General features: G+C 74.8%; 20 protein-coding genes. 11 read left to right on the top strand and 9 right to left on the bottom strand.

What is annotated here, in order from left to right; all coding sequences use genetic code 11:
- Positions 1-64 precede the first annotated feature (64 nt).
- On the top strand, positions 65-1,276 hold the full coding sequence (locus CHF16_RS15930; protein ID WP_245868582.1) for an esterase-like activity of phytase family protein: 1,212 nt from the start codon (positions 65-67) through the stop codon (positions 1,274-1,276).
- Between the two features lie 98 nt (positions 1,277-1,374).
- Here CHF16_RS15930 and CHF16_RS15925 read toward each other — a convergent pair whose 3' ends face one another.
- Together CHF16_RS15925 and CHF16_RS15920 are read right to left on the bottom strand one after the other, a co-directional pair.
- Positions 1,375-2,772, bottom strand: a complete 1,398-nt coding sequence (locus CHF16_RS15925) for an RNA polymerase sigma factor (RefSeq protein WP_089326806.1) — start codon at positions 2,770-2,772, stop codon at positions 1,375-1,377.
- Between the two features lie 329 nt (positions 2,773-3,101).
- Entirely contained in the window at positions 3,102-4,268 is a 1,167-nt protein-coding gene (locus CHF16_RS15920; protein WP_179271547.1) for an AMP-binding protein, read from the bottom strand.
- A 111-nt stretch (positions 4,269-4,379) separates the two neighbouring features.
- On the opposite strand from CHF16_RS15920, the gene CHF16_RS15915 reads away from it, so the two are divergent.
- The 3 genes from CHF16_RS15915 (at position 4,380) to menD (ending at position 7,969) form a co-directional block, all read left to right on the top strand.
- Positions 4,380-5,279 (top strand): 1,4-dihydroxy-2-naphthoyl-CoA synthase, encoded by a 900-nt coding sequence (locus CHF16_RS15915; protein ID WP_089326805.1) that lies wholly within the window; start codon positions 4,380-4,382, stop codon positions 5,277-5,279.
- A gap of 96 nt (positions 5,280-5,375) precedes the next feature.
- On the top strand, positions 5,376-6,305 hold the full coding sequence (locus CHF16_RS15910; protein ID WP_245868580.1) for an o-succinylbenzoate synthase: 930 nt from the start codon (positions 5,376-5,378) through the stop codon (positions 6,303-6,305).
- Positions 6,302-7,969: a 2-succinyl-5-enolpyruvyl-6-hydroxy-3-cyclohexene-1-carboxylic-acid synthase gene (gene menD / locus CHF16_RS15905; RefSeq protein WP_089326803.1), complete on the top strand. Its 1,668-nt coding sequence runs from the start codon at positions 6,302-6,304 to the stop codon at positions 7,967-7,969. Before CHF16_RS15910 ends, menD begins: the two co-directional genes overlap by 4 nt.
- A gap of 129 nt (positions 7,970-8,098) precedes the next feature.
- Here menD and CHF16_RS15900 read toward each other — a convergent pair whose 3' ends face one another.
- Positions 8,099-8,881, bottom strand: a complete 783-nt coding sequence (locus CHF16_RS15900; RefSeq protein WP_089326802.1) for a tyrosine-protein phosphatase — start codon at positions 8,879-8,881, stop codon at positions 8,099-8,101.
- A gap of 210 nt (positions 8,882-9,091) precedes the next feature.
- Here CHF16_RS15900 and CHF16_RS15895 point away from each other — a divergent pair, with 210 nt between their 5' ends.
- Positions 9,092-10,168: a fatty acid desaturase family protein gene (locus CHF16_RS15895; protein WP_089326801.1), complete on the top strand. Its 1,077-nt coding sequence runs from the start codon at positions 9,092-9,094 to the stop codon at positions 10,166-10,168.
- A 10-nt stretch (positions 10,169-10,178) separates the two neighbouring features.
- On the top strand, positions 10,179-10,994 hold the full coding sequence (locus CHF16_RS15890) for an Fpg/Nei family DNA glycosylase (RefSeq protein ID WP_089326866.1): 816 nt from the start codon (positions 10,179-10,181) through the stop codon (positions 10,992-10,994).
- A 59-nt stretch (positions 10,995-11,053) separates the two neighbouring features.
- On the opposite strand, the gene CHF16_RS15885 is transcribed toward CHF16_RS15890, so the two are convergent.
- From CHF16_RS15885 to CHF16_RS15865, 5 genes are all read right to left on the bottom strand, one after another.
- Complete coding sequence (locus tag CHF16_RS15885; RefSeq protein WP_089326800.1) at positions 11,054-12,313, bottom strand: cation:proton antiporter; 1,260 nt, start codon at positions 12,311-12,313, stop codon at positions 11,054-11,056.
- Between the two features lie 6 nt (positions 12,314-12,319).
- Entirely contained in the window at positions 12,320-12,802 is a 483-nt protein-coding gene (locus CHF16_RS15880; protein ID WP_179271546.1) for a cation:proton antiporter regulatory subunit, read from the bottom strand.
- Positions 12,803-12,946: 144 nt separating this feature from the next.
- Positions 12,947-14,182: an isochorismate synthase gene (locus CHF16_RS15875; RefSeq protein ID WP_089326798.1), complete on the bottom strand. Its 1,236-nt coding sequence runs from the start codon at positions 14,180-14,182 to the stop codon at positions 12,947-12,949.
- Positions 14,183-14,415: 233 nt separating this feature from the next.
- The gene (locus CHF16_RS15870) at positions 14,416-15,006 is read right to left on the bottom strand and encodes a biotin transporter BioY (RefSeq protein WP_089326797.1); all 591 of its coding nucleotides are present in this window, start codon (positions 15,004-15,006) and stop codon (positions 14,416-14,418) included.
- 117 nt (positions 15,007-15,123) lie between these two features.
- Positions 15,124-15,804 (bottom strand): spermine/spermidine synthase domain-containing protein, encoded by a 681-nt coding sequence (locus CHF16_RS15865; protein ID WP_089326796.1) that lies wholly within the window; start codon positions 15,802-15,804, stop codon positions 15,124-15,126.
- Positions 15,805-15,912: 108 nt separating this feature from the next.
- Between CHF16_RS15865 and CHF16_RS15860 the strand changes: the two genes are divergently transcribed.
- Together CHF16_RS15860 and CHF16_RS15855 are read left to right on the top strand one after the other, a co-directional pair.
- Positions 15,913-16,713, top strand: coding sequence for an SDR family NAD(P)-dependent oxidoreductase (locus CHF16_RS15860; protein WP_245868577.1), 801 nt, complete (start codon positions 15,913-15,915; stop codon positions 16,711-16,713).
- Between the two features lie 78 nt (positions 16,714-16,791).
- On the top strand, positions 16,792-17,817 hold the full coding sequence (locus tag CHF16_RS15855) for a S1C family serine protease (RefSeq protein ID WP_089326794.1): 1,026 nt from the start codon (positions 16,792-16,794) through the stop codon (positions 17,815-17,817).
- 54 nt (positions 17,818-17,871) lie between these two features.
- Here CHF16_RS15855 and CHF16_RS15850 read toward each other — a convergent pair whose 3' ends face one another.
- Positions 17,872-18,921 carry an Rv2578c family radical SAM protein gene (locus tag CHF16_RS15850; protein ID WP_245868574.1) on the bottom strand — a complete coding sequence of 350 codons (1,050 nt, stop codon included), beginning with the start codon at positions 18,919-18,921 and terminating at the stop codon, positions 17,872-17,874.
- A 210-nt stretch (positions 18,922-19,131) separates the two neighbouring features.
- Between CHF16_RS15850 and CHF16_RS15845 the strand changes: the two genes are divergently transcribed.
- The 3 genes from CHF16_RS15845 (at position 19,132) to CHF16_RS15835 (ending at position 22,006) form a co-directional block, all read left to right on the top strand.
- Entirely contained in the window at positions 19,132-20,754 is a 1,623-nt protein-coding gene (locus tag CHF16_RS15845) for a glycoside hydrolase family 10-like protein (protein ID WP_245868571.1), read from the top strand.
- A gap of 58 nt (positions 20,755-20,812) precedes the next feature.
- The gene (locus CHF16_RS41860; RefSeq protein WP_089326792.1) at positions 20,813-21,013 is read left to right on the top strand and encodes a DUF3040 domain-containing protein; all 201 of its coding nucleotides are present in this window, start codon (positions 20,813-20,815) and stop codon (positions 21,011-21,013) included.
- Positions 21,014-21,433: 420 nt separating this feature from the next.
- Entirely contained in the window at positions 21,434-22,006 is a 573-nt protein-coding gene (locus tag CHF16_RS15835) for an ATP-binding protein (RefSeq protein WP_089326791.1), read from the top strand.
- The last annotated feature ends 6 nt before the right edge of the window (positions 22,007-22,012 follow it).

Below are 22,012 nucleotides of genomic sequence, written 5' to 3'. Positions count from 1 at the left end.
AAATCCCCGCGGCCCGGGCGGCGCTGCAGCATACTTGCCCTGCGCACGGAGTGTGTTCGTTCGGATGCGAAGGGTGGCGGCGATCGACGTGGACGTGAACAGGGTGATGTGGCGGGGAGCGGCGGCTGCCGCCGCCGTCCTGGCGGCGGTGGCGGGCGCGGCGCTCGCGGACGGGCGGCCCCGGGCGGAGGCCGCCGACGGCGCGGCGGCCCGTCCCGCGGCGCGGGCGCTGCAGATCACGCGCTTCCTTGGGGAGCAGCGGCTCCCGCACATGATGAAGGCCGGCGGCACCACCTTCGGCGGGATCTCGGGGATCGACCGCGATCCCCGCACCGGTACCTGGTATCTGATCTCCGACGACCGGTGGCGCTACGACCCGGCCCGCTTCTACACCGGCCGGCTCGACATCGACCCCGCGACCGGGCGGTTCGGCGGGGTGCGGATCTCGGGCGCGGTCACGCTCCGCCGTCCCGGGGGCGGGCCCTACCCGGCCTTCGGCGAGCCGGGGTCGGCCGACCCGGAGACGATCCGGTTCGACCCCCGCACCCGGCGGCTGCTGTGGGGCAGCGAGGGCGACCGGCCCGACGAGGGCCACCCGGGCATCCCGCTGTCGCCGATGTCGCTGAACTGGGCGCGGACCGACGGGCGGCACGCCGGGGGGCTGCGCGTCCCGCCGCCGCTGCGGCTCACCACCGACCACCGGGGCCCGCGCCGCAACTTCGGCTTCGAGGCGCTGGCGGTCACCCCGCACGGCGTCGCCGCGATGGTCGAGGGCCCCCGCTACGAGGACGGCGAGCCGCCGACGGTGCGGCACGGCGCGCTGACCCGGCTCACGCTGTGGGACCGCGCCGGCCGGGTCCGCGCCCAGTACGCCTACCCCGTCGACCCGCTCCCGGCCGCGCCGCGACCGGCCGGCGGCGCCACCGACAGCGGCGTGTCGGAGATCCTCGACGCGGGCGGCCACCGGTTCCTGGCGCTGGAGCGGTCCTGGCTCGAGGGCGTCGGCTACAAGGCCCGGCTGTACGAGTTCGACGTGCGGGGCGCCACGGACGTGCTGCACCGCGACTCCCTGGCCGGGGACGCCCGGTTCCGGCCGGTGCGCAAGCGGCTCGTCGCCGACCTCGGCGCGTTCGCGACCCCGACGCAGAACCTGGAGGCGCTGGCGTGGGGGCCGCGGCTGAGGTCGGGGGAGTGCACCCTGGTCGCCGCCTCCGACGACAACTTCGACCAGCGCGAGGTCACCCAGTTCCTGGCGTTCGCCGTCCGGGGCTGCTGACCACGGGCCGCCGACCCGGCGCGCGTGGCCGGGGAAAGCGCGAGGGCCCGCCGGACCGTGCGGTCCGGCGGGCCCTGCCGCGCCCGTGCGGGGACGGGTCAGACGGCGAAGTCCAGCAGCGGGCGGGCGTTGCTGGGGTGCCGCAGCTTCGACAGCGACTCCTTCTCCAGCTGGCGGATCCGCTCGCGGGTCAGCCCGAGGGCCTTGCCGATCTCGTCCAGCGTGCGCGGCGTCCCGTCGTACAGCCCGAACCGCATCGCCATGATCTTGGCTTCGCGCGGCGACAGGATGTCGAGGGTGCGGCGCAGCTGGTCGGCCATGAGCTGCCGGTCGACGAGCTCGGACGCCTCGGGGCTGTCGGTGTCCTCGATGAGGTCGCCGATGCGGGTCTCGCCGTCCTCGCCGATCGTGGAGTCCAGGCTGATCGGCTGCCGGCTGGTGCGCAGCAGCTCGCGGACCTGCTCGGGGCTCTTGTCGAGCTCGGCGGCGAGCTCCTCCGGGGTGGGCTCGCGGCCGAGCCGCTGGTGCATGTCGCGCTCGACGCGGCTCAGCTTGCTGAGCATCTCCAGCACGTGCACGGGCAGGCGGATCGTGCGGGCCGAGTCGGCGAAGCCGCGCTGGATGGCCTGCCGGATCCACCACATCGCGTAGGTGGAGAACTTGTAGCCCTTGGAGTAGTCGAACTTCTCCACGGCGCGGATCAGGCCGAGGTTGCCCTCCTGGACGACGTCCAGCAGCGACAGGCCGCGGTCGGAGTACTTCTTGGCGACCGACACCACGAGCCGGAGGTTGGCCTCCAGCATGTGGGCCTTGGCGCGGCGGCCGTCGGCGGCGACCCACTCCAGGTCGGCGCGGACGCCGGGGGAGAGGTCCTCGGTCTCCAGCTTGTGCTCGGCGTAGAGCCCGGCCTCGATGCGCTTGGCGAGGTCGACCTCCTGCTCGGCGGTGAGCAGCTGGCGGCGCCCGATGGCCTTGAGGTAGGTGTGGACGGAGTCGCCCATGGTGGTGGACTGGTCGTCCAGGTCCGCCCCGGTGTCGCCGCCGGTGTCGGCCTCGACCTCGGCGGTGGTGACCTCGAACCCGCCGTCGGCGGGGGCGTCCTTGGCGGCGTCCTGCGGATCCGCGGCGCCGGCGGTATCCGCGGTGTCGGCGCCGCCGCGGCCGGTCTTGCGCGCGGTCTTGGCGGTCTTGGCGGTCTTGCGGGAGGTGCGCTTCTTCGCGGGCCCGGTCGGCGCCTGGGCGGTCTCCCCGCCGTCGTGGTCGGCGGCCGCGGCGAGTTTGCGGACGGTGTCGGCCTCGCCGGCCAGGCTGATCCCGGCCTCGGACAGCTCGCGCAGGATGGAGCGGCCCTGGGCCGGGCTGATCCCGGCGGCCTCGAAGGCCCCCCGGACCTCGTCGAGCGAGAGGCGCCCTTGGGCGCGGCCCCGCTTGAGGAGCTCGTTGAGCGCGGGGCCCGCCGGCTCCGTGAGCGGGGTCTCGACGGCGCTTCGCGGCATGGGGACACCCCCCTCCCTTCGGTGTGAGTGCGGCGCGGATTGTGTGTTCGCTGGTGGCGCACGCACTTAACGGAACGTCGCACGGCCGGGTCATTGTTCCCAGGACCGCGGGACGACGGCCCGTCCCCGGGGGATCGCGGAGGAACGATCCAGAACGGTCTGGTGCCCGGAATGAGTGGGTTCACACGGCTTCTCGCGCCCTGACCTGAACCGATGTCACCTTACTACGTAAAGGCGCCGGGCCGTAGCCGCGTGATGAAGCCCACTGCCCGTCCGGGTCATGCGGACGCGATCCCCGACCCTAGCGCGCGGCGTCTCGTTCTCGCAGGTCAGGTGGCCGCGGGGGTGCGCAGGCGGGCGCGGTCGGGCTTGCCGGACGCCAGCAGCGGGATCGCGTCCACCAGCTCGAGCTCGCGGGGGGCGGCGAAGGCCGGCATCGTCTCCCGGACGAGGGCCCGCAGGTCGGCGAGCTCCGGCACCGCCGGGGCGGCGGGGACGACGACGGCGGTGACCCGCTCGCCCCACTCGGGGTCGGGCCGGCCGACCACGACGACGTCGCGGACCGCCGGGTGCCGCGACAGCGCGGCGGCGACCTCGCCGGCGACGACCTTCTCCCCGCCGGTGTTGATCACGTCGTCGACGCGGCCCCGGACGCGGAGCCGGCCGTCCTCCAGGGCCCCGAGGTCCTGGGTGACGAACCAGTCGCCGTCGCGGGCCGCGGCGGTCAGGTCGGGCCGCAGCCGGTAGCCGGTGAACAGCGAGGGCCCCGCCAGGCGGATCCGGCCGCCCTCACCGAGCTCGACGCGCATGCCGTCCAGCGGGACGCCGTCGTAGACGCAGCCGCCGCAGGTCTCGCTCATCCCGTAGGTGGTGAAGACCCGGGCGCCGCGCTCGCGGGCCTCGGCGAGCAGGCCCGGCGCGGCGGCGGCGCCGCCGAGCACGATCGCGCCGAGCCGGGACAGGTCGGCGCCGGTGTCCAGCACGCGGCGCAGCTGGGTCGGCACGAGCGAGACGTGCAGGCCGTCGGCCTCCGCGACGGCGGCGGCGTCGAAGCGCGGCGCGATGACCGGGCCGGTGCCGGCGACCAGGGACCGGACGAGCACCTGCACGCCGGAGATGTGGCTGGTCGGCACGCAGCACAGCCACCGGTCGCCGGGCGCGGCGCCGATGCGGGCGAGGGTGCCGGCGGCGGAGTGCCGCAGCGCGTCCGCCGCCAGCTCGACGAACTTCGGGGCCCCGGTGGAGCCGGACGTGGCGATCAGCACGGCGGTGCCCGGCGAGACGGGCGCCCGGCCGCGGCCGGGGGAGTGCGGGATCAGCCCGTCCGGCGTGTCGACCGCGTCGGGGGCGAGCGCGTCCAGCAGGCTGTCCAGCGCCGGTCCGGGCAGGTCCGGGGAGAGCGGGCAGAGCGCGGGGCCGCCGTCGAGGGCGGCGGCGAGGGCCCGCAGCAGCCGGGGGCCGGGCGGCAGGACGGCGGCGTGCAGCGGGCGATCCATGATCCCATCAGCGTAGACGACCCCGCTGAACGCGTTCAAACGCGGGGAGGGTTGAATGGGTCACCGGCCGCCCCGCGCCCCCGGCGGCGCGGGTCTTGACGGAGGGAACACATGGTCTCGGAGCTGTTCGACGCGGACGCGTGGAAAGAGGTCGAGGGGTTCGGCTTCACCGACATCACCTACCACCGCGCCGTCGACCACGGCACGGTGCGGATCGCGTTCAACCGGCCGGAGGTGCGCAACGCCTTCCGCCCCCACACGGTGGACGAGCTGTACCGGGCGCTGGACCACGCGCGGATGTCCAGCGACATCGGCTGCGTGCTGCTGACCGGCAACGGCCCGTCGCCCAAGGACGGCGGCTGGGCGTTCTGCTCGGGCGGCGACCAGCGCATCCGCGGCAAGGACGGCTACAAGTACGCCGAGGGCGAGACGTCCGACACGATCGACCCGGCGCGGGCGGGGCGGCTGCACATCCTGGAGGTGCAGCGGCTGATCCGGATGATGGGCAAGGTCGTCATCTGCGTGGTGCCGGGCTGGGCCGCGGGCGGCGGCCACAGCCTGCACGTGGTGTGCGACCTCACCATCGCCAGCCGCGAGCACGGCCGCTTCAAGCAGACCGACGCGGACGTGGCGAGCTTCGACGGCGGGTTCGGGTCGGCGTACCTGGCACGTCAGGTCGGGCAGAAGTTCGCCCGGGAGATCTTCTTCCTCGGCGACACCTACGATGCCGAGGCCGCGCACCGGATGGGCATGGTCAACGCCGTCGTCCCGCACGCCGAGCTGGAGGCGACGGCGCTGGAGTGGGCGCGCAAGGTCAACGGCAAGAGCCCGACGGCGCAGCGGATGCTGAAGTTCTCCTTCAACCTGATCGACGACGGGCTGGTGGGGCAGCAGGTGTTCGCGGGCGAGGCGACGCGCCTGGCCTACGGCACCGACGAGGCCGCCGAGGGGCGGGACTCGTTCCTGGAGAAGCGCGACCCCGATTGGTCGCGTTTCCCGTGGTACTACTAGGGGTTCGAACGCACGGTGTGCTCCGGAATACCGTGATTAGGCGGGCAGAGCAGCGGCAGGTCAGGGGGTCGGCGGGTGCGGGTGTACTCCATCCCGATGCGGACGCGGTTCCGCGGTGTGACGCGGCGGGAGGGCGTCCTGATCGAGGGGCCCGCCGGCTGGGGGGAGTTCTCGCCGTTCGCCGAGTACGGCCCGGCCGAGTGCGCCCGCTGGCTGGCCGCCGCGCGGGAGGCCGCGTTCGAGGGCTGGCCGGCGCCCGTCCGCGACCGGATCCCGGTGAACGCGACGATCCCGGCGGTCGGCCCCGAGCGCGCGTTCGCGCTGACCAAGGAGTCCGGCTGCCGGACCGCGAAGGTGAAGGTCGCCGAGCGCGGGCAGAGCGACGCCGACGACATGGCGCGGGTGGAGGCCGTCCGGGACGCGATCGGCCCTGACGGCCGCGTCCGGATCGATGTGAACGGCGGCTGGGACGTCGACCGCGCGGCCCGGATGATCCGGGCGCTGGACCGGTGGGAGCTGGAGTACGCCGAGCAGCCGTGCGCGACGCTGGAGGAGCTGGCGCGGGTGCGGCGGCTGGTGGATGTGCCGATCGCGGCGGACGAGTCGATCCGCCGCGCCGAGGACCCGCTGAAGGTGCGCGCCGCCGGCGCGGCCGACGTCGCGGTGCTGAAGGTGCAGCCGCTGGGCGGGGTCGCGGCGGCGCTGCGGGTCGCGGAGGCGTGCGGGCTGCCGGTGGTGGTGTCGAGCGCGGTGGAGACGTCGGTGGGCCTGGCGGCGGGGGTGGCGCTGGCCGCGGCGCTGCCGGAGCTGCGGTACGCGTGCGGGCTGGGGACGCTGTCGCTGCTGGAGGGCGACGTCGCCGCCGAGCCGCTGCGCCCGGTGGCGGGGGAGATCAAGGTGCGGCGGCCGGCGGTGGACGCCGGGGCGCTGGACCGCTGGGCGGGGCCGGAGGCCGCGTGGCGGGAGCGGGCGCTGGCCGCGCAGGAGCATCTGGGCGGCCCGGCGGTGATCGGGGCGGCGCCGTGAACCCGGCGACCGCGCTGGCGGCAGTGCTGGTCGACGAGCTGCTGCGCTGCGGGATGACCGACGCGGTGCTGGCGCCGGGGTCGCGGTCGGCGCCGCTGGCGCTGGCGCTGCAGGCGGCCGAGGAGGACGGCCGGGTCCGGCTGCACGTGCGGATCGACGAGCGGTCGGCGTCGTTCCTCGGGCTCGGGCTGGCGAAGCGGTCGGGGCGCCCGGTGGCGCTGGTGTGCACGTCGGGGACGGCGGCGGCGAACTTCCATCCGGCGGTGATCGAGGCGCACGAGTCCGGCGTCCCGCTGATCGTGATCACCGCGGACCGCCCGCCGGAGCTGCGCGACACCGGCGCGAACCAGACGATCGACCAGGTGAAGCTGTACGGAACGGCGGCGCGGTGGAGCACCGAGGTCGGGGTGCCGGAGAACCGCCCGGGGATGGTGGCGTACTGGCGGTCGCTGGTGAGCCGCGCGTGGGGGGTGGCGCAGGCGCCGTCGCCGGGGCCGGTGCACCTGAACGCGGCGTTCCGGGAGCCGCTGATCCCCGATGGGGACGAGACCTGGTGCGAGCCGCTCGACGGCGATGTGACGGGCGCGTGGACGAAGGTGCGGGCGGCGACCCCGGGGTCGGTGCTGCACGTCCCGCCGACGCGGCGCGGCGTCCTGGTGGTGGGCGACGGCGCGGTGAACGTCAAGCGGTACGTGGCGGCGGCGTCGATGGCGGGCTGGCCGGTGCTCGCCGAGCCGAACGGCAACGCCCGCTACGGCGACCATGCGCTGACGTCGCACCATTTCCTGCTGGGCGTGCCGGAGTTCGTGGAGCGGCACCGCCCGGAGGTGGTGGTGACGCTGGGCAAGCCGGGGCTGTCGCGGCCGTTGCTGTCGCTGCTGCGGCGTGCCGAGGAGCACATCGTGCTGGCGCCCGACCTGTCGCACTGGCCGGACCCGGTCCGGTCGGCGACGCAGGTCGCGCCGGAGGTGGAGATCCCGGTGGTGTCGGGCGACGACGCGTGGCTGAAGTCGTGGCGGACCGCCGACCTGGCGGCCGCGGCGGCGGTGGACGCGGTGCTGGACGCGGTGCCGGAGGTGACCGAGCCGCGGCTGGCGCGGGATCTGGTGGCGGGGCTGCCGGGCGGGTCGCTGCTGTTCACGGCGGCGAGCATGCCGATCCGGGACCTGGACCAGGTGATGCGGCCGCGCCGCGGGATCCGGATCATGGCGAGCCGGGGCGCGAGCGGCATCGACGGGCTGGTGTCGACGGCGATCGGCGCGGCGCTGGCGCACAGCGGCCGGTCCTACGCGCTGCTGGGCGACCTGGCGTTCCTGCACGACCAGAACGGGCTGGTGATCGGCCCGTACGACCGGCGTCCGGATCTGGCGGTGGTGGTGGTGAACAACCAGGGCGGCGGGATCTTCTCGCTGCTGCCGCAGGCGGCGCTGGCCGGCCCGTTCGAGCGGGTCTTCGGTACCCCGCACCAGGTGGACGTGAGCGCGGTGGCGGCGGCGAACGGCGTCCCGTACCGGCGGCTGGAGGCGGCGGCGGACCTGCCGAAGGCGCTGGCGGGGGAGGGGCTGCGGATCGTGGAGGCCCGCACCGACAGGGAGGCGAACGCGGCGCTGCACGCGGAGATGCGCACGGCGGCGCAGGACGCGGTGCGCGCGGCGCTGGCCTGACCCGGGGGAGCCCGGCGAGATCGGCGATGCTCCCCTGGTCGACAGGTATTGAACTTACAACGTAAAGGCGCCGGGCGGGTTGTTTCCATCCTCACCTTGAAAACAACCTTCCCCGAAGGGGAAGCCTGCTCAGGGGGAGAGGAAGCGGTCGCGCAGGGCGTCGGTGTCCTCGGGTGTCCAGCCGTGCCCGGCGAGCCAGCCGAGCGTCCCGCCGTATTGCTCGTCGACGCGGGCGAGGAGCTTCTCCATGATGGCGGCGTGGGGCCGGTGGGTGTCGGCGGGGCGGGAGTCGAGGTCGGCGGCGTAGGTGTCGCTGGCGCGCAGCCGGTCCAGGACGGCCTCCAGGCGCTCGCCGGTCTGGGCGTAGTCGGCGACGATGGCCTCGCGGGTGACGCCGGCGGCGTCGAGGGCGAGGGCGCAGACGACGCCGGTGCGGTCCTTGCCGGCGGCGCAGTGCACCAGTGCGGAGCCGTCGGTGCGGGTCATGACGCGCAGGGCGGCCACGATGGAGTCGCCGCGGTCGGTGAGGTAGCCCAGGTAGTGGCCGGTGGAGCGGTCCTGCCAGGGCAGCGCCCGGTCGACGTCCACGTCCGCATCGACGTCGGCGGACACGTCGGTGCGGCGGCCGCCTTCGGGGAACAGCGAGAGCTGGTGGACGGTGACGGTGGGTATCCGGGTGAGGGGTCCGGGCCCTTCGAGCCGTACCTCGGCGTCGCTGCGCAGGTCGATGACGTTCTTGAGGGCGTAGTCGTCGAGGAGGAGGCGGACGTCGGCGACCGAGAGGTCCTGGAGGTTGTCGGAGCGGAGTACGCGTCCCCGCCGGGTGGTGCGTCCGTCCACCGTGGGGAGGCCGCCGAGGTCTCGGGCGTTGACCGCACCGTCGAGTTCGATCCACCGTGTGCCATCGTCCATGACTTGTGACCCTATATGGGTGGGGTGTCCCCGCTTTTGTGCAGGGTCCGCTTCCGGCCGATGCGGGCGGTGATCATCTCAGGGAGCGAGACGCGGTGGGCCGACCGGGACCTGTGAGCCAGGGGAGGGATGGCTCTCCAGCGGGGCGACCGCCCGGTGTCACGCTCCGTAGCTTGCGGGGTGTCGGTTTCCCCTCGCACTGGAGGTTCCATGCCCGCGACCCTGCACGCTCCCGGCGCTCCCGCCGGCGTCTCCGCTCCCGCGCCGCCCGGTGGGAGGGCCGGCCGGGCCGGCAGCGACTTCGCCCCGCTGGCGCGGCGGGTGCGCGAGAGCGGGCTGCTGGAGCGCCGCCGCGGCTACTACGCGCGGGCGATCGGGTTGAACCTGGCGGCGACGGCCGCGCTGTGGGCCGCGGTCGCGTGGGCGGGGGACGGGTGGTGGACGGTCCTGCTGGGCGTCCCGCTGGCGGTGGTGGCGGCGCGGACGGCGTTCCTCGGGCATGACGCGGGGCACCGGCAGATCGCGCGGACGGCCCGGGGCAACCGGTGGCTGGGGCTGCTGCTGGGGAACCTGCTGCTGGGGATGGGGCACGGGTGGTGGAACGACAAGCACAACCGGCACCACGCGAATCCGAACCATGTGGGCAAGGACCCGGACGTCGGCGAGGGGGTGCTGGCGTGGACGCAGGAGCAGGCCGGGCGCCAGCGGGGCGTGCTGCGGTGGGTGGCGCGGCACCAGGCGGCGCTGTTCTTTCCGCTGCTGACGCTGGAGGGCGTGAACCTGAAGGTGGGGAGCCTGCTGTTCCTGCGGGGCCGGTCGCGTCGTGACGTCCTGCTGGAGGGCGGTCTGCTGCTGGCGCACGCGGCGGGGTATCTGTCGTTGGCGTTCGCGCTGCTGCCGGTGGGGCAGGCGGTGGCGCTGATCGCGGTGCAGCACGCGCTGTTCGGGGTGCATCTGGGTGCGGTGTTCGCGCCCAACCACAAGGGGATGGCGATGCCGGGGCCGGGTGAGCGGTGGGGGCATCTGCGGCGGCAGGTGCTGACGTCGCGGAACGTGCGGGGCGGTGTGGTGACGGACTGGCTGATGGGCGGGCTGAACTACCAGATCGAGCACCATCTGTTCCCGGGGATCCCGCGGTGCGGCCTGCGGCGGGTGCGGCCGCTGGTGATGGAGCACTGCGCGGCGGTGGGCCTGCCGTACACCGAGACGGGTCTGGTGGCGTCGTACCGGGAGGCTCTCGGTCACATGCGGGAGATCGGTGCGCCGTTGCGGGAGGGGCGGGGATAGGCTCCGGGCCATGCCGGAGGGACACACGATTCATCGCCTGGCCGCCGAGCATCAGCGGATGTTCGGCGGCCGTGCCGTTCGCGCGTCGAGTCCGCAGGGGCGGTTCGCCGAAGGGGCGGCGCGGTTGGACGGGCGGGTGCTGGTGGGGGCGGACGCGCATGGCAAGCATCTGCTGCTGGGGTTCGACGACGAGTCGACGCTGCACGTCCATCTGGGGATCTACGGGAAGGTCGGGTTCGGTGGGCTGCCGGCGCCGGAGCCGGTGGGGCTGGTGCGGTTGCGGTTGGAGGGCGGTGAGCATTTCGCGGATCTGCGGGGGCCGAACCGGTGCGAGGTGCTGGAGCCGGGCGGGGTGAAGCTGCTGCGGGACCGGCTGGGGCCGGATCCGCTGCGGGCGGACGCCGATCCGGAGGCGGCGTGGCGGCGGATCTCGCGGGCGCGGACGCCGGTGGGGGTGCTGCTGATGGATCAGTCGGTGGTGGCGGGGCCGGGGAACATCTACCGGGCGGAGGTGCTGTTCCGGCAGGGGGTCGATCCGCGGTTGCCGGGGCGGCGGCTGTCGGCGGAGCGGTGGGCGGGGATCTGGTCGGATCTGGTTGTGCTGATGGCGGAGGGGGTCCGGGCGGGGCGGATCGACACGGTGCGTCCGGAGCACACGCCGGAGGCGATGGGGCGCCCGCCGCGGGTGGATGATCATGGTGGTGAGGTGTACGTGTACCGGCGTGCGGGGTTGCCGTGCCTGGTGTGCGGGACGGCGGTGGCGGCGGCGGTGCTGGCGGGGCGGAACCTGTTCTGGTGTCCGGGGTGCCAGCCGTCCGCCGCGTGAAGCCGCACGGCCTCGCGCGGTAGGCCGCGTGAGGCCGTGCGGGGCGTTGCGGGGGCGGGTCAGGAGATGGTGGGTGTGGGCCCGGTGTCGCTGGTGGTGCTGTGGGGGACGGGGCGCGAGACGAGGGGGACGTCGTCGTCGGTCTGGGGGGCGCGGCGGCGTGCGCGGCGGGTGCGCAGGAGGCCGGCGAGGGGTTCGGTGCCGCGGGCGATGACGGGGCCGGCGACGGCGAGGATGAGGACGTAGGCGGCGGCGAGGGGGCCGAGGCGGGGGTTGGTCCCGGCGCTGACGGCGAGGCCGGCGATGACGATGTTGAACTCGCCGCGGGGGACGAGGGAGGCGCCGGCGCGCAGGCGTCCGGTGGTGGCGATGCCGGCGCGGGCGGCGGCGATCCAGCCGGTGCCCATCTTGGTGATGATGCCGGCGGCGGCGAGGAGCGCGGCGATGCCGAGGACGGGCGGCAGGTCGGAGGGGTCGGTGTGGAGGCCGAAGAAGACGAAGAAGACGGCGGCGAAGAGGTCGCGGAGGGGGCTGAGGAGTTTCTGGGCGGTGTGGGCGAGGCTGCCGGACAGGGCGATGCCGACGAGGAAGGCGCCGACGGCGGCGGAGACCTGGAGCTGCTGGGCGACGCCGGCGACGAGGAGGGTGAGGCCGAGGACTTTGAGGAGGAGGACCTCTTCGCTGGGGGAGGCGACGAAGCGTTCGACGAGGGTGCCGTGGCGGAGGGCGACGAAGAGGATGACGGTGATGGTGGCGGCGGCGACGCCGAGGGCGGTGGCGCCGCCGATGAGGCCGGCTCCGGCGAGGAGGGTGGTGAGGATGGGCAGGTAGGCGGCCATGGCGAGGTCCTCGAAGACGAGGACCGACAGGACGGCGGGGGTTTCGCGGTTGCCGAGCCAGCCGAGGTCGCCGATGACTTTGGCGGTGATGCCGGAGGAGGTGACGTAGGTGATGCCGCCCATGGCGACGGCGGCGACGGGGCCCCAGCCGAGGAGGAGTGCGGCGGCGACGCCGGGGGCGGCGTTGAGGACGAGGTCGGCGAGGCCGGTGGGCGCGGAGGTGCGCAGGGTGCTGACGAGTTCGCCTGCGGTGTATTCGAGGCCGAGGGTGAACAGCAGCAGGATGACGCCGACCTCGGCGCCGATGGAGACGAAGTCCTCGCTGGTGGTGAGGGGGAGGATGCCGCCGGAGCCGAAGGCGAGGCCGGCGATGAGGTAGAGCGGGATGGGGGAGATGGAGAAGCGGACGGAGACCGCGCCGAGGAGCCCCAGGGCGAGGATGATGGCGCCGAGTTCGATGAGCTGTACGGCTGAGTGCATGGGCGGTCAGCCGTGGGTGAGGATCTGGGCGACTGCGGTGGTGCCTTCTCCGGTGCCGACGACGACGACGATGTCGCCGGCGAGGAAGGTGAAGTCGGGGCGGGGGCTGGCGAGGACCTGTCCGTCGCGGACGACGGCGACGATGGAGGCGCCGGTGCGGGTGCGGGCGCGGGTGTCGCCGAGGGGGCGTCCGTCGTAGGGGGAGCCGGCGGGGATGGGGACCTGTTCGGTGACGAGTCCTTCGACCTGGCGGTGGAGTTCGGCGAGGTGTTCGATGATGCGGCCGGTGCCGAGGAGTTCGGCGATGGCGTTGGCCTCTTCGGGTGTGAGGGCGACGGTGGCGATGCAGCTGTCGGGGTCTTCTTTGTCGTAGATGACCAGGTCGCGGCGGCCGGTGCGGTGGGAGATGACGCCGAGTTGGCGGCCGCGGTCGGTGGTCATGATGTGCTGCAGGCCGATGCCGGGCAAAGCGGTCCGTTCGACGTCCACGGTGCTTCGTCCTCCGTCTCCGTGTGCTGGGGTCGAGGAAGACCGTACCGGGGGCGGCGGGGTGGTCTGTCGCGGGGTGGGGGTCATCGGCACAGCTCGGGGCGGGTTGGTGCGGGTTGGTGCGTGGCGGTGCGGGGGGGCGGGTCAGCCGTGGAGGGCGTAGCGCATGGGGCGGAATTTGGCGTGGGCTTCGGCGAGTTCGGCGGCGGGGTCGGAGTCGGCGACGATGCCGCAGCCGGCGAACAGGCGGGCGCGGGTGCCGTCGATCTCTGCGCAGCGCAGGGCGATGCCCCATTCGCCGTCGCCGCGGGCGTCGACCCAGCCGACGGGGCCGGCGTAGCGGCCGCGGTCCATGCCCTCGAGTTCGCGGATGAGGTCGAGGGCGGTGGCGGTGGGGGTGCCGCAGACGGCGGGGGTGGGGTGCAGGGCGGCGACGACGTCGAGGACGGACCGGTCGGCGGCCAGGCGTCCGCGGATGGGGGAGGCCAGGTGCATGACGTTGGGGAGGGTGAGGAGTTCTGGCCGGCCGGGGACGGTGAGCTGGGAGCAGAGGGGGGTGAGGGCGTCGCGGACCATGTCGGCGGCGTAGCGGTGCTCTTCGCGGTCCTTGGCGGAGGAGAAGAGGCGGTCGGCGCGGGCGCGGTCGTCGGCGGGGGTGTCGCCGCGGGGGGTGGTGCCGGCGAGGACGAGGGATTCGATGTCGTCGCCGGTGCGGCGGATGAGGAGTTCGGGGGTGGCGCCGACGAGGCCGGCGCAGGAGAAGGTGTAGCAGGCGGGGAAGCGGCCGGCGAGGCGCTGGAGGAGGACGCGGGCGTCGATGGGGGCGGTGGCGCGGGCGGTGATGTCGCGGGCGAGGACGACTTTGCCGAGGTGGCCGGCGCGGATGCGGTCGACGGCGGCGGCGACGGCGTCCTTCCACCGGTGTTCGGGGAGGGCGCCGTCGCTCCAGGTGAGGCCGGTGGGGGGTTGGGGCGGGTTGGCGAGGGCGAGGGGGTCGGTGGTGTCGCCGATGGTGGTGAGCCAGGCGTGTCCGTCGCGGCGGCCGAGGACGCGGCGGGGGACGATGAGGGTGGAGTCGCCGGATTTGGGGTCGAAGCCGAAGGAGCCGAAGGCGACGGGTCCGGTGCCGGGGAGGGCGACGGGGTCGTCGATGTCGGCGGCGCCGAAGAGTTCGCCGAGGAGGCGGGTGGCGGTGGTGAAGCGGTCGTCGCCGCCGGGGAGGGTGAGCCGGGCGGCTTCGCCCCAGCCGACGATGCCCTGGCCGTGGCGGATCCAGGCGAGTGCGGCGGGGTGGGGAAGCCGCGCGATGAGGTCGCCCGGGTCGGGGATCGGGACGGTGCGGACGGTGAGTCGGTCCGGTGCTGTCACGGCGAGCTTCACGTGGCCACTGTACGACAGATTTGAACCTGTTCAAACGGTGGGGGCGGGCGCGCGGGATGATGTGCGCCACACCGGCGGGGCCGGATGCGGGGGGGGCCGGAGTGCGCGGGGCGGGGGCGTGCGGGGGCGGGGGTGCGGTACCCGTCCGTCCCGTCCCCATGCGTGCGGGGACGGGACGGACGGTCGGCGCGCCTGGCCGCGGCCTGGGCCTGGGCTGTGTGCGCCCGGGTGGGTCAGCGGCGGTTCGCGGTGCCGGTGAGCTTCCAGGCGGCGGGCAGCAGCCCGGCGGCGAGCAGGATCTTCAGGGCGTCGCCGGCCAGGAAGGGCGTGACGCCGAGGTCGAGTGCCTTGGCGAGGTCGACGTGCAGGTAGGCCATCAGGTAGGGGACGCCGGCGGCGTACATGATGGCGGTTCCGGCGAGCATGGTCCCGATGGTGCGCAGCGGGGTGCGGTCGCCGCCGCGGCGGGCGAGGTGCCCGACGGCGGCGCCGGCGACGATGAAGCCGAGGATGTAGCCGAAGCTGGCGAAGCCGGCGCCCGAGCCGCCGTCGGTGAACCAGGGGACGCCGGCGAGGCCGGCGAGCAGGTAGACCAGCATGCCGAGGGCGGCGCGGCCGGGGCCGAGGGCGGCGCCGGCGAGGAGCACCGCGAAGGTCTGCCCGGTGACGGGGACGGGGGTACCGGGCAGCGGGACCGCGATCTGCGCGGCGATGCCGGTGAGGACGGCGGCGCCGAGGACGAGGGCGGTGTCGCGGGCCAGGGCTCCGGGCAGCAGGTCGCCCAGGACGGCGGGGCGCCGCTGGGCTGCGTGGGCAGTAGCCACAGATCCTCCCAAAAAGGTTTTGTCAGGCCGAAACCTAGCGAATGGTCTTTCCGGGACGAACAGCGCGGGCTACAGAAACGAGCGGCCGGAGTTTGTCGGACGCTCCGGACCCTCGGGTCACCGCGCGTGCGCCGGGCGGGCCGCCAGGTACACGACGTCGGGTTCGCCGCGCGGCACAGGCACCGCCCGGGCCTCGACGCGGGCGAACCGGTCGCGCAGCAGCGACTCGAACGCGGGGGCGGCGCCGGCGCTCCACACCGCCAGGACGCCGCGCGGGGTGAGCATGCGGGCGAGCAGGTCCAGGCCGGTGGGGGCGTAGAGGCGGGCGTTGCCGGGGGTGACGGTCCAGTCGGGGCCGTTGTCGATGTCCAGGCACAGGGCGTCGAAGCGGCCGGCGGCGGGGTCGGCGACGACGTCGAGGAGGTCGGCGTTGCGGACGGTGACGCGGGGGTCGGTGAGCGCGCCGCCGGACCAGGGGGCCAGTGCGGTGCCGTGCCAGGCGATGACGGCGGGTTCGCGCTCGACGACGGTGACGTGGTCGACGGCGGGCAGGGTGAGGGCCTCGGCGAGGGAGAAGCCGACGCCGAGCCCGCCGATGAGCAGCCGCACGGGGGCGTCGAGGCCGTCGATGGCGGTGCGGACCAGCAGCCGCTCGGACTCGCCGTTGCGGGTGTCCATGAGGAACACGCCGTTGCTGATGATCTCGTAGTCGGCTCCGGCGCGGCGCAGGACCAGTTCGCCGCCGGCCCCGTCGGCGCGGTCGACGACCACCGGCTGTGCGGGTTCGGCGATTCCCATGCCCGAAACCCTAGCCGCCGCCGCACCGCCCGCGCGCGCCGGTGCGGGCGGGCCCGTGCGCGTGCGAGGGGTGGGCGTGATGGGGCGGTGTGGGCTACGGTGCCGGTCATGCCCGAGCCTGCTTCGCCCGGCGGCCTGCTGCCGGGGCGCCGGATCCTGGTCGTCGGCGCGGGGACGCGCCCGAGCGGCGATCCCGCGGCGCCGGTCGGCAACGGCCGCGCGATCGCGGTGACCGCGGCCCGGGAGGGCGCGGCGGTGGCGTGCGCGGACCTGGACGAGGGCGCCGCGGGCCAGACGGCGGCGCTGGTCGCCGAGGCGGGCGGGACGGCGTGCACGGTGGTCGCCGACGTGGCCGATCCGGCGTCGTGCGACCGGGTGGTCGCGCAGGCGGCCGAGGGCCTCGGCGGGCTGGACGGCGTGGTGTTCAACGCCGGGATCGGGATCGGTTACGGGCTGGCGGGCACGGCGCTGGCCGACTGGGAGCGGGTGATGCAGGTGAACCTGCGGGCGCCGTTCCTGGTGGGCAAGGCGGCGATGCCGGCGCTGGAGGCGGGCGGGTCGCTGGTGTTCATCGGGTCGCTGGCGGGGACCAAGCCGGGGTCGCGGTCGCCGTCCTACGACGCGTCCAAGGCGGGGCTGGCGGGCCTGGTGCGGCACATCGCCGCCGAGGGCGCGCCGCGCGGGGTCCGCGCGAACGTGGTGGCGCCGGGGCTGATCGACACGGTGATGGGCCGGGACGCCTCGGCGGGCCATGAGGGCCGCGACCGGGTCGCGCGGCTGATCCCGATGGGGCGGCAGGGCAGCGCGTGGGAGGTCTCGGAGGTGGCGGTGTTCCTGCTGTCGGACCGCGCGTCCTACGTCACGGGGCAGGTCGTCCACGTCGACGGGGGCCTGTCGACGCTCCGGTAGGCGGCGCGGCCCGCGGAGGGAACACCCCTTCCCCCCGGATGGTTACCGTGTAACGATGTAATCATCCGGGAGGTTGCCATGGAGCAGACCGAACCCCCGACCGGCCCCGCACCCGACCCCGAACCCGAACCCGCCGGCGGCCCCGAGTCCGGGCCGGCCGCCGGGCCCCTGGACGCCTACTCCCGCGTCGTGTCGGCCGTGGCCCGCGAGCTGACCCCGCGCGTGGCGGCGCTGCGCGTCCGCGGCCGCCGCGGCGAGGGCGGCGGGTCGGCGGTGGCGTTCACCGGCGACGGGTTCCTGCTGACCAACGCCCACGTGGTCGGCGGCGCCCGCGGCGGGCAGGCCGCGTTCGCCGGCGGCGACACCGCCGACTTCACCGTGGTCGGCACCGACCCGCTGTCGGACCTGGCCGTGGTCCGCGCCGACGGGCCCGTCCCCGACCCCGCCGTCCTCGGCGACGCCGACGCGCTGGTCGTCGGGCAGCTGGTCGTCGCGGTCGGCAACCCGCTCGGGCTGGCCGGGTCGGTCACCGCCGGGGTGGTCTCGGCCCTCGGGCGGTCGCTGCCGGCCTCGCAGCCCACCCGGGGCGGCACCGCGGTCCGCGGCGTCATCGAGGACGTCATCCAGACCGACGCCGCGCTCAACCCCGGCAACTCCGGCGGCGCCCTGGCCGACTCGGCCGGGCGGGTCGTCGGGGTCAGCACCGCCGTCGCCGGGATCGGGCTCGGGCTGGCCGTCCCGGTCAACGCCACGACCCGCCGGATCATCGCGGCGCTGATGCGCGACGGGCGGGTCCGGCGCGCGTTCCTCGGCCTGGCCGCCGCGCCCGTCCCCGTCCCGGCGCGGCTGCGCGAGCGGACCGGGCAGGACGCCGCGCTGCGCGTCGCCGAGGTCGTGCCGGGCAGCCCCGCCGACCGGGCCGGGCTGCGCCGCGGCGACCTGGTCCTGACCGCCGGCGGCGCGCCGGTCTCGCACGCCCAGTCGCTGCAGAAGCTGATGTTCGCCGACGCGATCGGCCGCCCGCTGCCCGTCACGGTCCTGCGCAACGGCGCGATGGTCGACGTCATCGCCGAACCCGTCGAACTCACCCCCGACCACGACTGAACCCGCGACCCGCACCCGTGACCGGGCCCGGGGGCGCCGCCCGGGGCGGGCGGGTCACAGGAGGGTGAGCTGCTGCGGACGCGGGGCCTGCGGGGCGGGGGCGGGGCGGTGCCGCGCGCGGCGGCCGATGCCGTACTCGGCGGCCAGGTCGCGGACGCGGCGGGAGATCGCCTCCTGGTAGTCGCGGGGGGCGTAGGCGCCGCCGCGGTACAGGCGGGCGTAGGGGACGACCAGGTCGGGGCGGTGCTCGCGCAGCCACGCCAGGAACCACTCGCGGGCGCCGGGCCGCAGGTGCAGCGTGATCGCCGACACCGAGGTCGCGCCGGCGTCGGCGATCTGCCGGACGGCGCCGGCCAGCTGGGCGGGGGAGTCCGACAGGTAGGGCAGGACCGGTCCCATCAGGACCGAGCAGTCGACGCCCGCGTCGTTGAGCGCGGCGCAGGTCTCCAGCCGGCGGCGCGGCGGCGGGGTGCCCGGCTCGGTCAGCCGCCACAGGTCGGTGTCGACGGTGCCGACCGACACCGCCGTGCCGACGCGGGTGCGGGAGGCGGCCTCGCGCAGCAGCGGCAGGTCGCGCAGGATCAGCGTGCCCTTGGTCAGGATGGAGAAGGGGTTGGCGGCGTCGGTGAGCGCGGCCAGGATGCCCGGCATGAGCCGGTAGCGGCCCTCGGCGCGCTGGTAGCAGTCGACGTTGGTGCCCATGGCGATGGGCTCGCCCCGCCACCGCGGCGCGGCCAGTTCCGCGCGGACGCGTTCGGCGGCGTTGACCTTCACCACGATCCGCGAGTCGAAGTCCGCACCCGCATCCAAATCGAGATACTCGTGAGTTTTGCGGGCAAAACAGTAGATACAGGCATGGGAGCAGCCCCGGTAGGGGTTGATCGTCCAGCGGAACGGGACGCGGGAGGCCTCCGGGACCCGGTTGATGACGGTGCGGGCCTGGACCTCGTAGAAGGTCATGCCGCGGAAGCCCGGCGTGTCGATCGTCCGCGCGACGGCGCCCCGCTCGATCAGCGGCGCCTGCGCCGCCCGCGGCCCGCCGGTACCGGGGCCGGCGTCCGTGGTGGCGGCTGCGGCGTCCAGCCGCAGATGGTCCCAGCGCACCGCATCCCCCCGCATCCTCCGAGGCGCTGTTCGAACAGGTGAGCGATCAGCGCGTCCGGCCAGTATGGAACGGGTGTTCGAAGATCGCAAGGCGATGGCCGGACAAAACGGGACGGCGAGGCATGACGCGGACATCGTGGTTCTGGCCCGAGCATCGCAACGGGTGCGTAACAATGGGCCGCTATGGCATGGCGAACCAGGATCCGGGCAGTGGCGGCGGCGATCGCGGCGGGAGTGTCGGCGGGCGCCCTGGCCGCCTGCGGCATCCCCGCCTTCGGCGACCGCGAGGGCGGGAGCGGATCGGTCCCGCCGCCCGGCGCGGCCGCCGAGTGCCCCCGCGTCCCCGCGCCCGGCGACTCCGCGCACCGGCAGCTGCGCGCCATGTGGATCGCCACCGTCGGCGGCATCGACTGGCCCAAGGACGCCGGCGGCTCCGCCGCCGCGCAGAAGAAGCAGTTCATCGACCTGCTCGACACCGCCACCGCGATGAACATGAACGCGGTGTTCGTGCAGATCCGCCCGAACTCCGACGCCTTCTACGACTCCCCCTACGAGCCGTGGTCGCAGTGGATCACCGGCACCCAGGGCAAGGACCCCGGCTACGACGTCCTGGCGTTCATGCTCAAGGAGGCCCACGCCCGCAACCTGGAGTTCCACGCCTGGTTCAACCCCTACCGCGTGTCGCGGCAGGACGACGTCGCCAAGCTGCACCCCAAGAGCCCCGCCCGCCGGCACCCCGACTGGGTCCGCAAGTACGGGACCGGGCTGTGGTACGACCCGGGCCTGCCGCAGGTCCGCGACCTGGCCGCCAACGCCGTCATGGACGTCGTGCGCAAGTACGACATCGACGCCGTCCACTTCGACGACTACTTCTACCCCTACCCCGAGGGCGGCGACTTCCCCGACGACGCCGCCTACAAGGCCTACGGCAAGGGCAAGAAGCGCGCCGACTGGCGCCGCGAGAACGTCGACACCCTCGTGCAGTCCCTGTCCCGCCAGATCCACGACGCCAAGCCCTGGGTCCAGTTCGGCATCAGCCCCTTCGGCGTCTGGCGCAACAAGAGCACCGACCCCGCCGGATCGCCCACCCGCGCCCTGCAGAGCTACGACGACATCTACGCCGACACCCGCAAATGGATCAAGAAGGGGTGGCTCGACTACATCACCCCGCAGCTGTACTGGCCGATCGGCGACCCCCGCGCCGACTACGCCGACCTCGTCGCCTGGTGGGCCGGCCAGGTCAAGGGCACCGGCGTGCAGCTGACCATCGGGCAGGGCGCCTACCGCGTCGGCGCCGACAGCGCCTGGAAGGACCCCGCGGAGATGTCGCGCCACCTCACCCTGAACGCCAAGTACCCGCAGGTCCGCGGCGACGTGTTCTTCAGCGCCTCCGACATCGCCGCCAACCGCCGCGGATTCGCCGCCCGGCTCCGCGACGACCACTACGCCCGCCCCGCCGTCCCGCCCCTGTCACCGCGCGCCGGAACCGGCGACGGCGGCGGCAAGACCGGCACCGGAGGCGGCCAGAAGGCCCCGGCCGCGCCGCCGCCCGTCCGCGGCACCGCCGCCGCCCCCGACCGCAAGGGCGTCCGCGTCACCTGGCAGCCCTCCGACGGCGCCGCCTCCTACGCCGTCTACCGCGTCGAGGGCACCCGCCCCGGCTGCGCCCCCGTCGACCCCCGCACCCTCGTCGCCGCCGTCCGCGGCGGCGGCATCGTCGACCCGGCCGCCGAGCCCGGCCGCGCCTACACCTACTACGTCACCGCCCTGGACCGCCTCCACCGCGAGAGCGCCCCCGGGCGCGGCGCAACGGCCACCGCCCCGAAGGGATAATGATCATGATCTCTGGGGAGGAACCAGGCATCTGGATCACCCCCCGGAGGTTTGAAGCATGGCGCTGTCGATGGAGGAGCAGCGGATCCTCACCCAGATCGAGGTCCGCCTGAGCGAGGACGACCCGCGGCTGGCCCAGCGGCTCGCCCGCCACGGCACCCCCCGCGGGCGGCGGACCCGCACCATCGTCCTCGCCGCCGCCGCCGTCATCATCGTCCTGGCGGCCGCGGGCGCCGGCATCGCCGCCGCCGTCCTGTAACACCCTTCTCCCGCCCACCCCGCCTGTGACACCTATTCCCCCCGCCCACCCCGCCTGTGGACACGCGAACGCCGAGGCCCCGGCGAGATCGAACTCGCCGGGGCCTCGGCGTTCAAGCCGGTGTGGAGGTCGCCTCACGGCGAAAGGCACAACGAAGCTCCAGCCCGGACCGCATGGGACCGGCGGTATTCCCCGAAGGCATCAGGTAGAGCCCGGGGGACACATGCCACACCGACCCCTCCACTGTAACGGCTCCCGGCCCGTGCCTCCGCCACCGCCACCCCCGAGCCGCGTCCACCTCACCCCGGAGTGAGGGTTGTCTACGCCGGTGCACCGCCCCGCCCGCGGACGCGTCCCTGACTATGACCGCACCCACAAGCCGCAACACCGCACAAGCCGCACAGCACGGGGGACACCACCATGACCAGCACGGGGACCGCACGGCCCGGCACCGCAGCACCCGGCACTCCACCCGCCCGCACCCCGCAAGCCCACAGCCCGCAAGCCCACACCCCGCCCGGACGCGGCCAAAGCGACACCGCCCCCGGCGGCGCGGGCCCCGCGGCGGCCGCGTGGGACCTGCCCGCCCAGCCCCGCGCCGCCGCCCGCGCCCGCGACCTCACCGCCCGGACCCTGCGCGGCTGGCACGTCACCGACCCCGACGACACCGCCGACATCGTCCTGATGGTCGGCGAGCTGGTCACCAACGCCGTCGTGCACGGCACCGGACCCGTCCACCTCGCCCTGCGCCTGGACGCCGGCCCCGCCGGCCCGCTGCTCACCGCCGAGGTCAGCGACGCCGACCCCGCCGCGCCCACCGGACCCGCCGCGCCCCCGCCCGTCCTGGACTGGGCCGAGGCCGGCCGCGGCCTGCTCCTGGTCGCCGCCCTCGCCACCGACCACGGCGCCCGCCCCAGCCCGCCCGGCAAGACCGTCTGGTTCACCCGCCGCACCGCACCACCGGCACCCGGCACGCCCGCCACCGCACCCTGACGAGCC

Origin of the sequence: Actinomadura meyerae (genome assembly GCF_900188445.1) — a bacterium.
Taxonomy (GTDB): Bacteria; Actinomycetota; Actinomycetes; order Streptosporangiales; family Streptosporangiaceae; genus Spirillospora; species Spirillospora meyerae.
Note: the sequence above shows the minus strand (reverse complement) of the source record. Positions and strands in the feature narration are given on the sequence as shown.

Coding starts and splice junctions, on each gene's coding strand:
- CHF16_RS15900 (WP_089326802.1), bottom strand. CDS start 8,881: ATGGACGATGGCACACGGTGGATCGAACTCGACGGTGCGGTCAACGCC.
- CHF16_RS15920 (WP_179271547.1), bottom strand. CDS start 4,268: ATGGATCGCCCGCTGCACGCCGCCGTCCTGCCGCCCGGCCCCCGGCTG.
- CHF16_RS15915 (WP_089326805.1), top strand. CDS start 4,380: ATGGTCTCGGAGCTGTTCGACGCGGACGCGTGGAAAGAGGTCGAGGGG.
- CHF16_RS15890 (WP_089326866.1), top strand. CDS start 10,179: ATGCCGGAGGGACACACGATTCATCGCCTGGCCGCCGAGCATCAGCGG.
- CHF16_RS15885 (WP_089326800.1), bottom strand. CDS start 12,313: ATGCACTCAGCCGTACAGCTCATCGAACTCGGCGCCATCATCCTCGCC.
- CHF16_RS15835 (WP_089326791.1), top strand. CDS start 21,434: ATGACCAGCACGGGGACCGCACGGCCCGGCACCGCAGCACCCGGCACT.
- CHF16_RS15855 (WP_089326794.1), top strand. CDS start 16,792: ATGGAGCAGACCGAACCCCCGACCGGCCCCGCACCCGACCCCGAACCC.
- CHF16_RS15865 (WP_089326796.1), bottom strand. CDS start 15,804: ATGGGAATCGCCGAACCCGCACAGCCGGTGGTCGTCGACCGCGCCGAC.
- CHF16_RS41860 (WP_089326792.1), top strand. CDS start 20,813: ATGGCGCTGTCGATGGAGGAGCAGCGGATCCTCACCCAGATCGAGGTC.
- CHF16_RS15895 (WP_089326801.1), top strand. CDS start 9,092: ATGCCCGCGACCCTGCACGCTCCCGGCGCTCCCGCCGGCGTCTCCGCT.
- CHF16_RS15925 (WP_089326806.1), bottom strand. CDS start 2,772: ATGCCGCGAAGCGCCGTCGAGACCCCGCTCACGGAGCCGGCGGGCCCC.
- CHF16_RS15930 (WP_245868582.1), top strand. CDS start 65: ATGCGAAGGGTGGCGGCGATCGACGTGGACGTGAACAGGGTGATGTGG.
- CHF16_RS15910 (WP_245868580.1), top strand. CDS start 5,376: ATGCGGACGCGGTTCCGCGGTGTGACGCGGCGGGAGGGCGTCCTGATC.
- CHF16_RS15860 (WP_245868577.1), top strand. CDS start 15,913: ATGCCCGAGCCTGCTTCGCCCGGCGGCCTGCTGCCGGGGCGCCGGATC.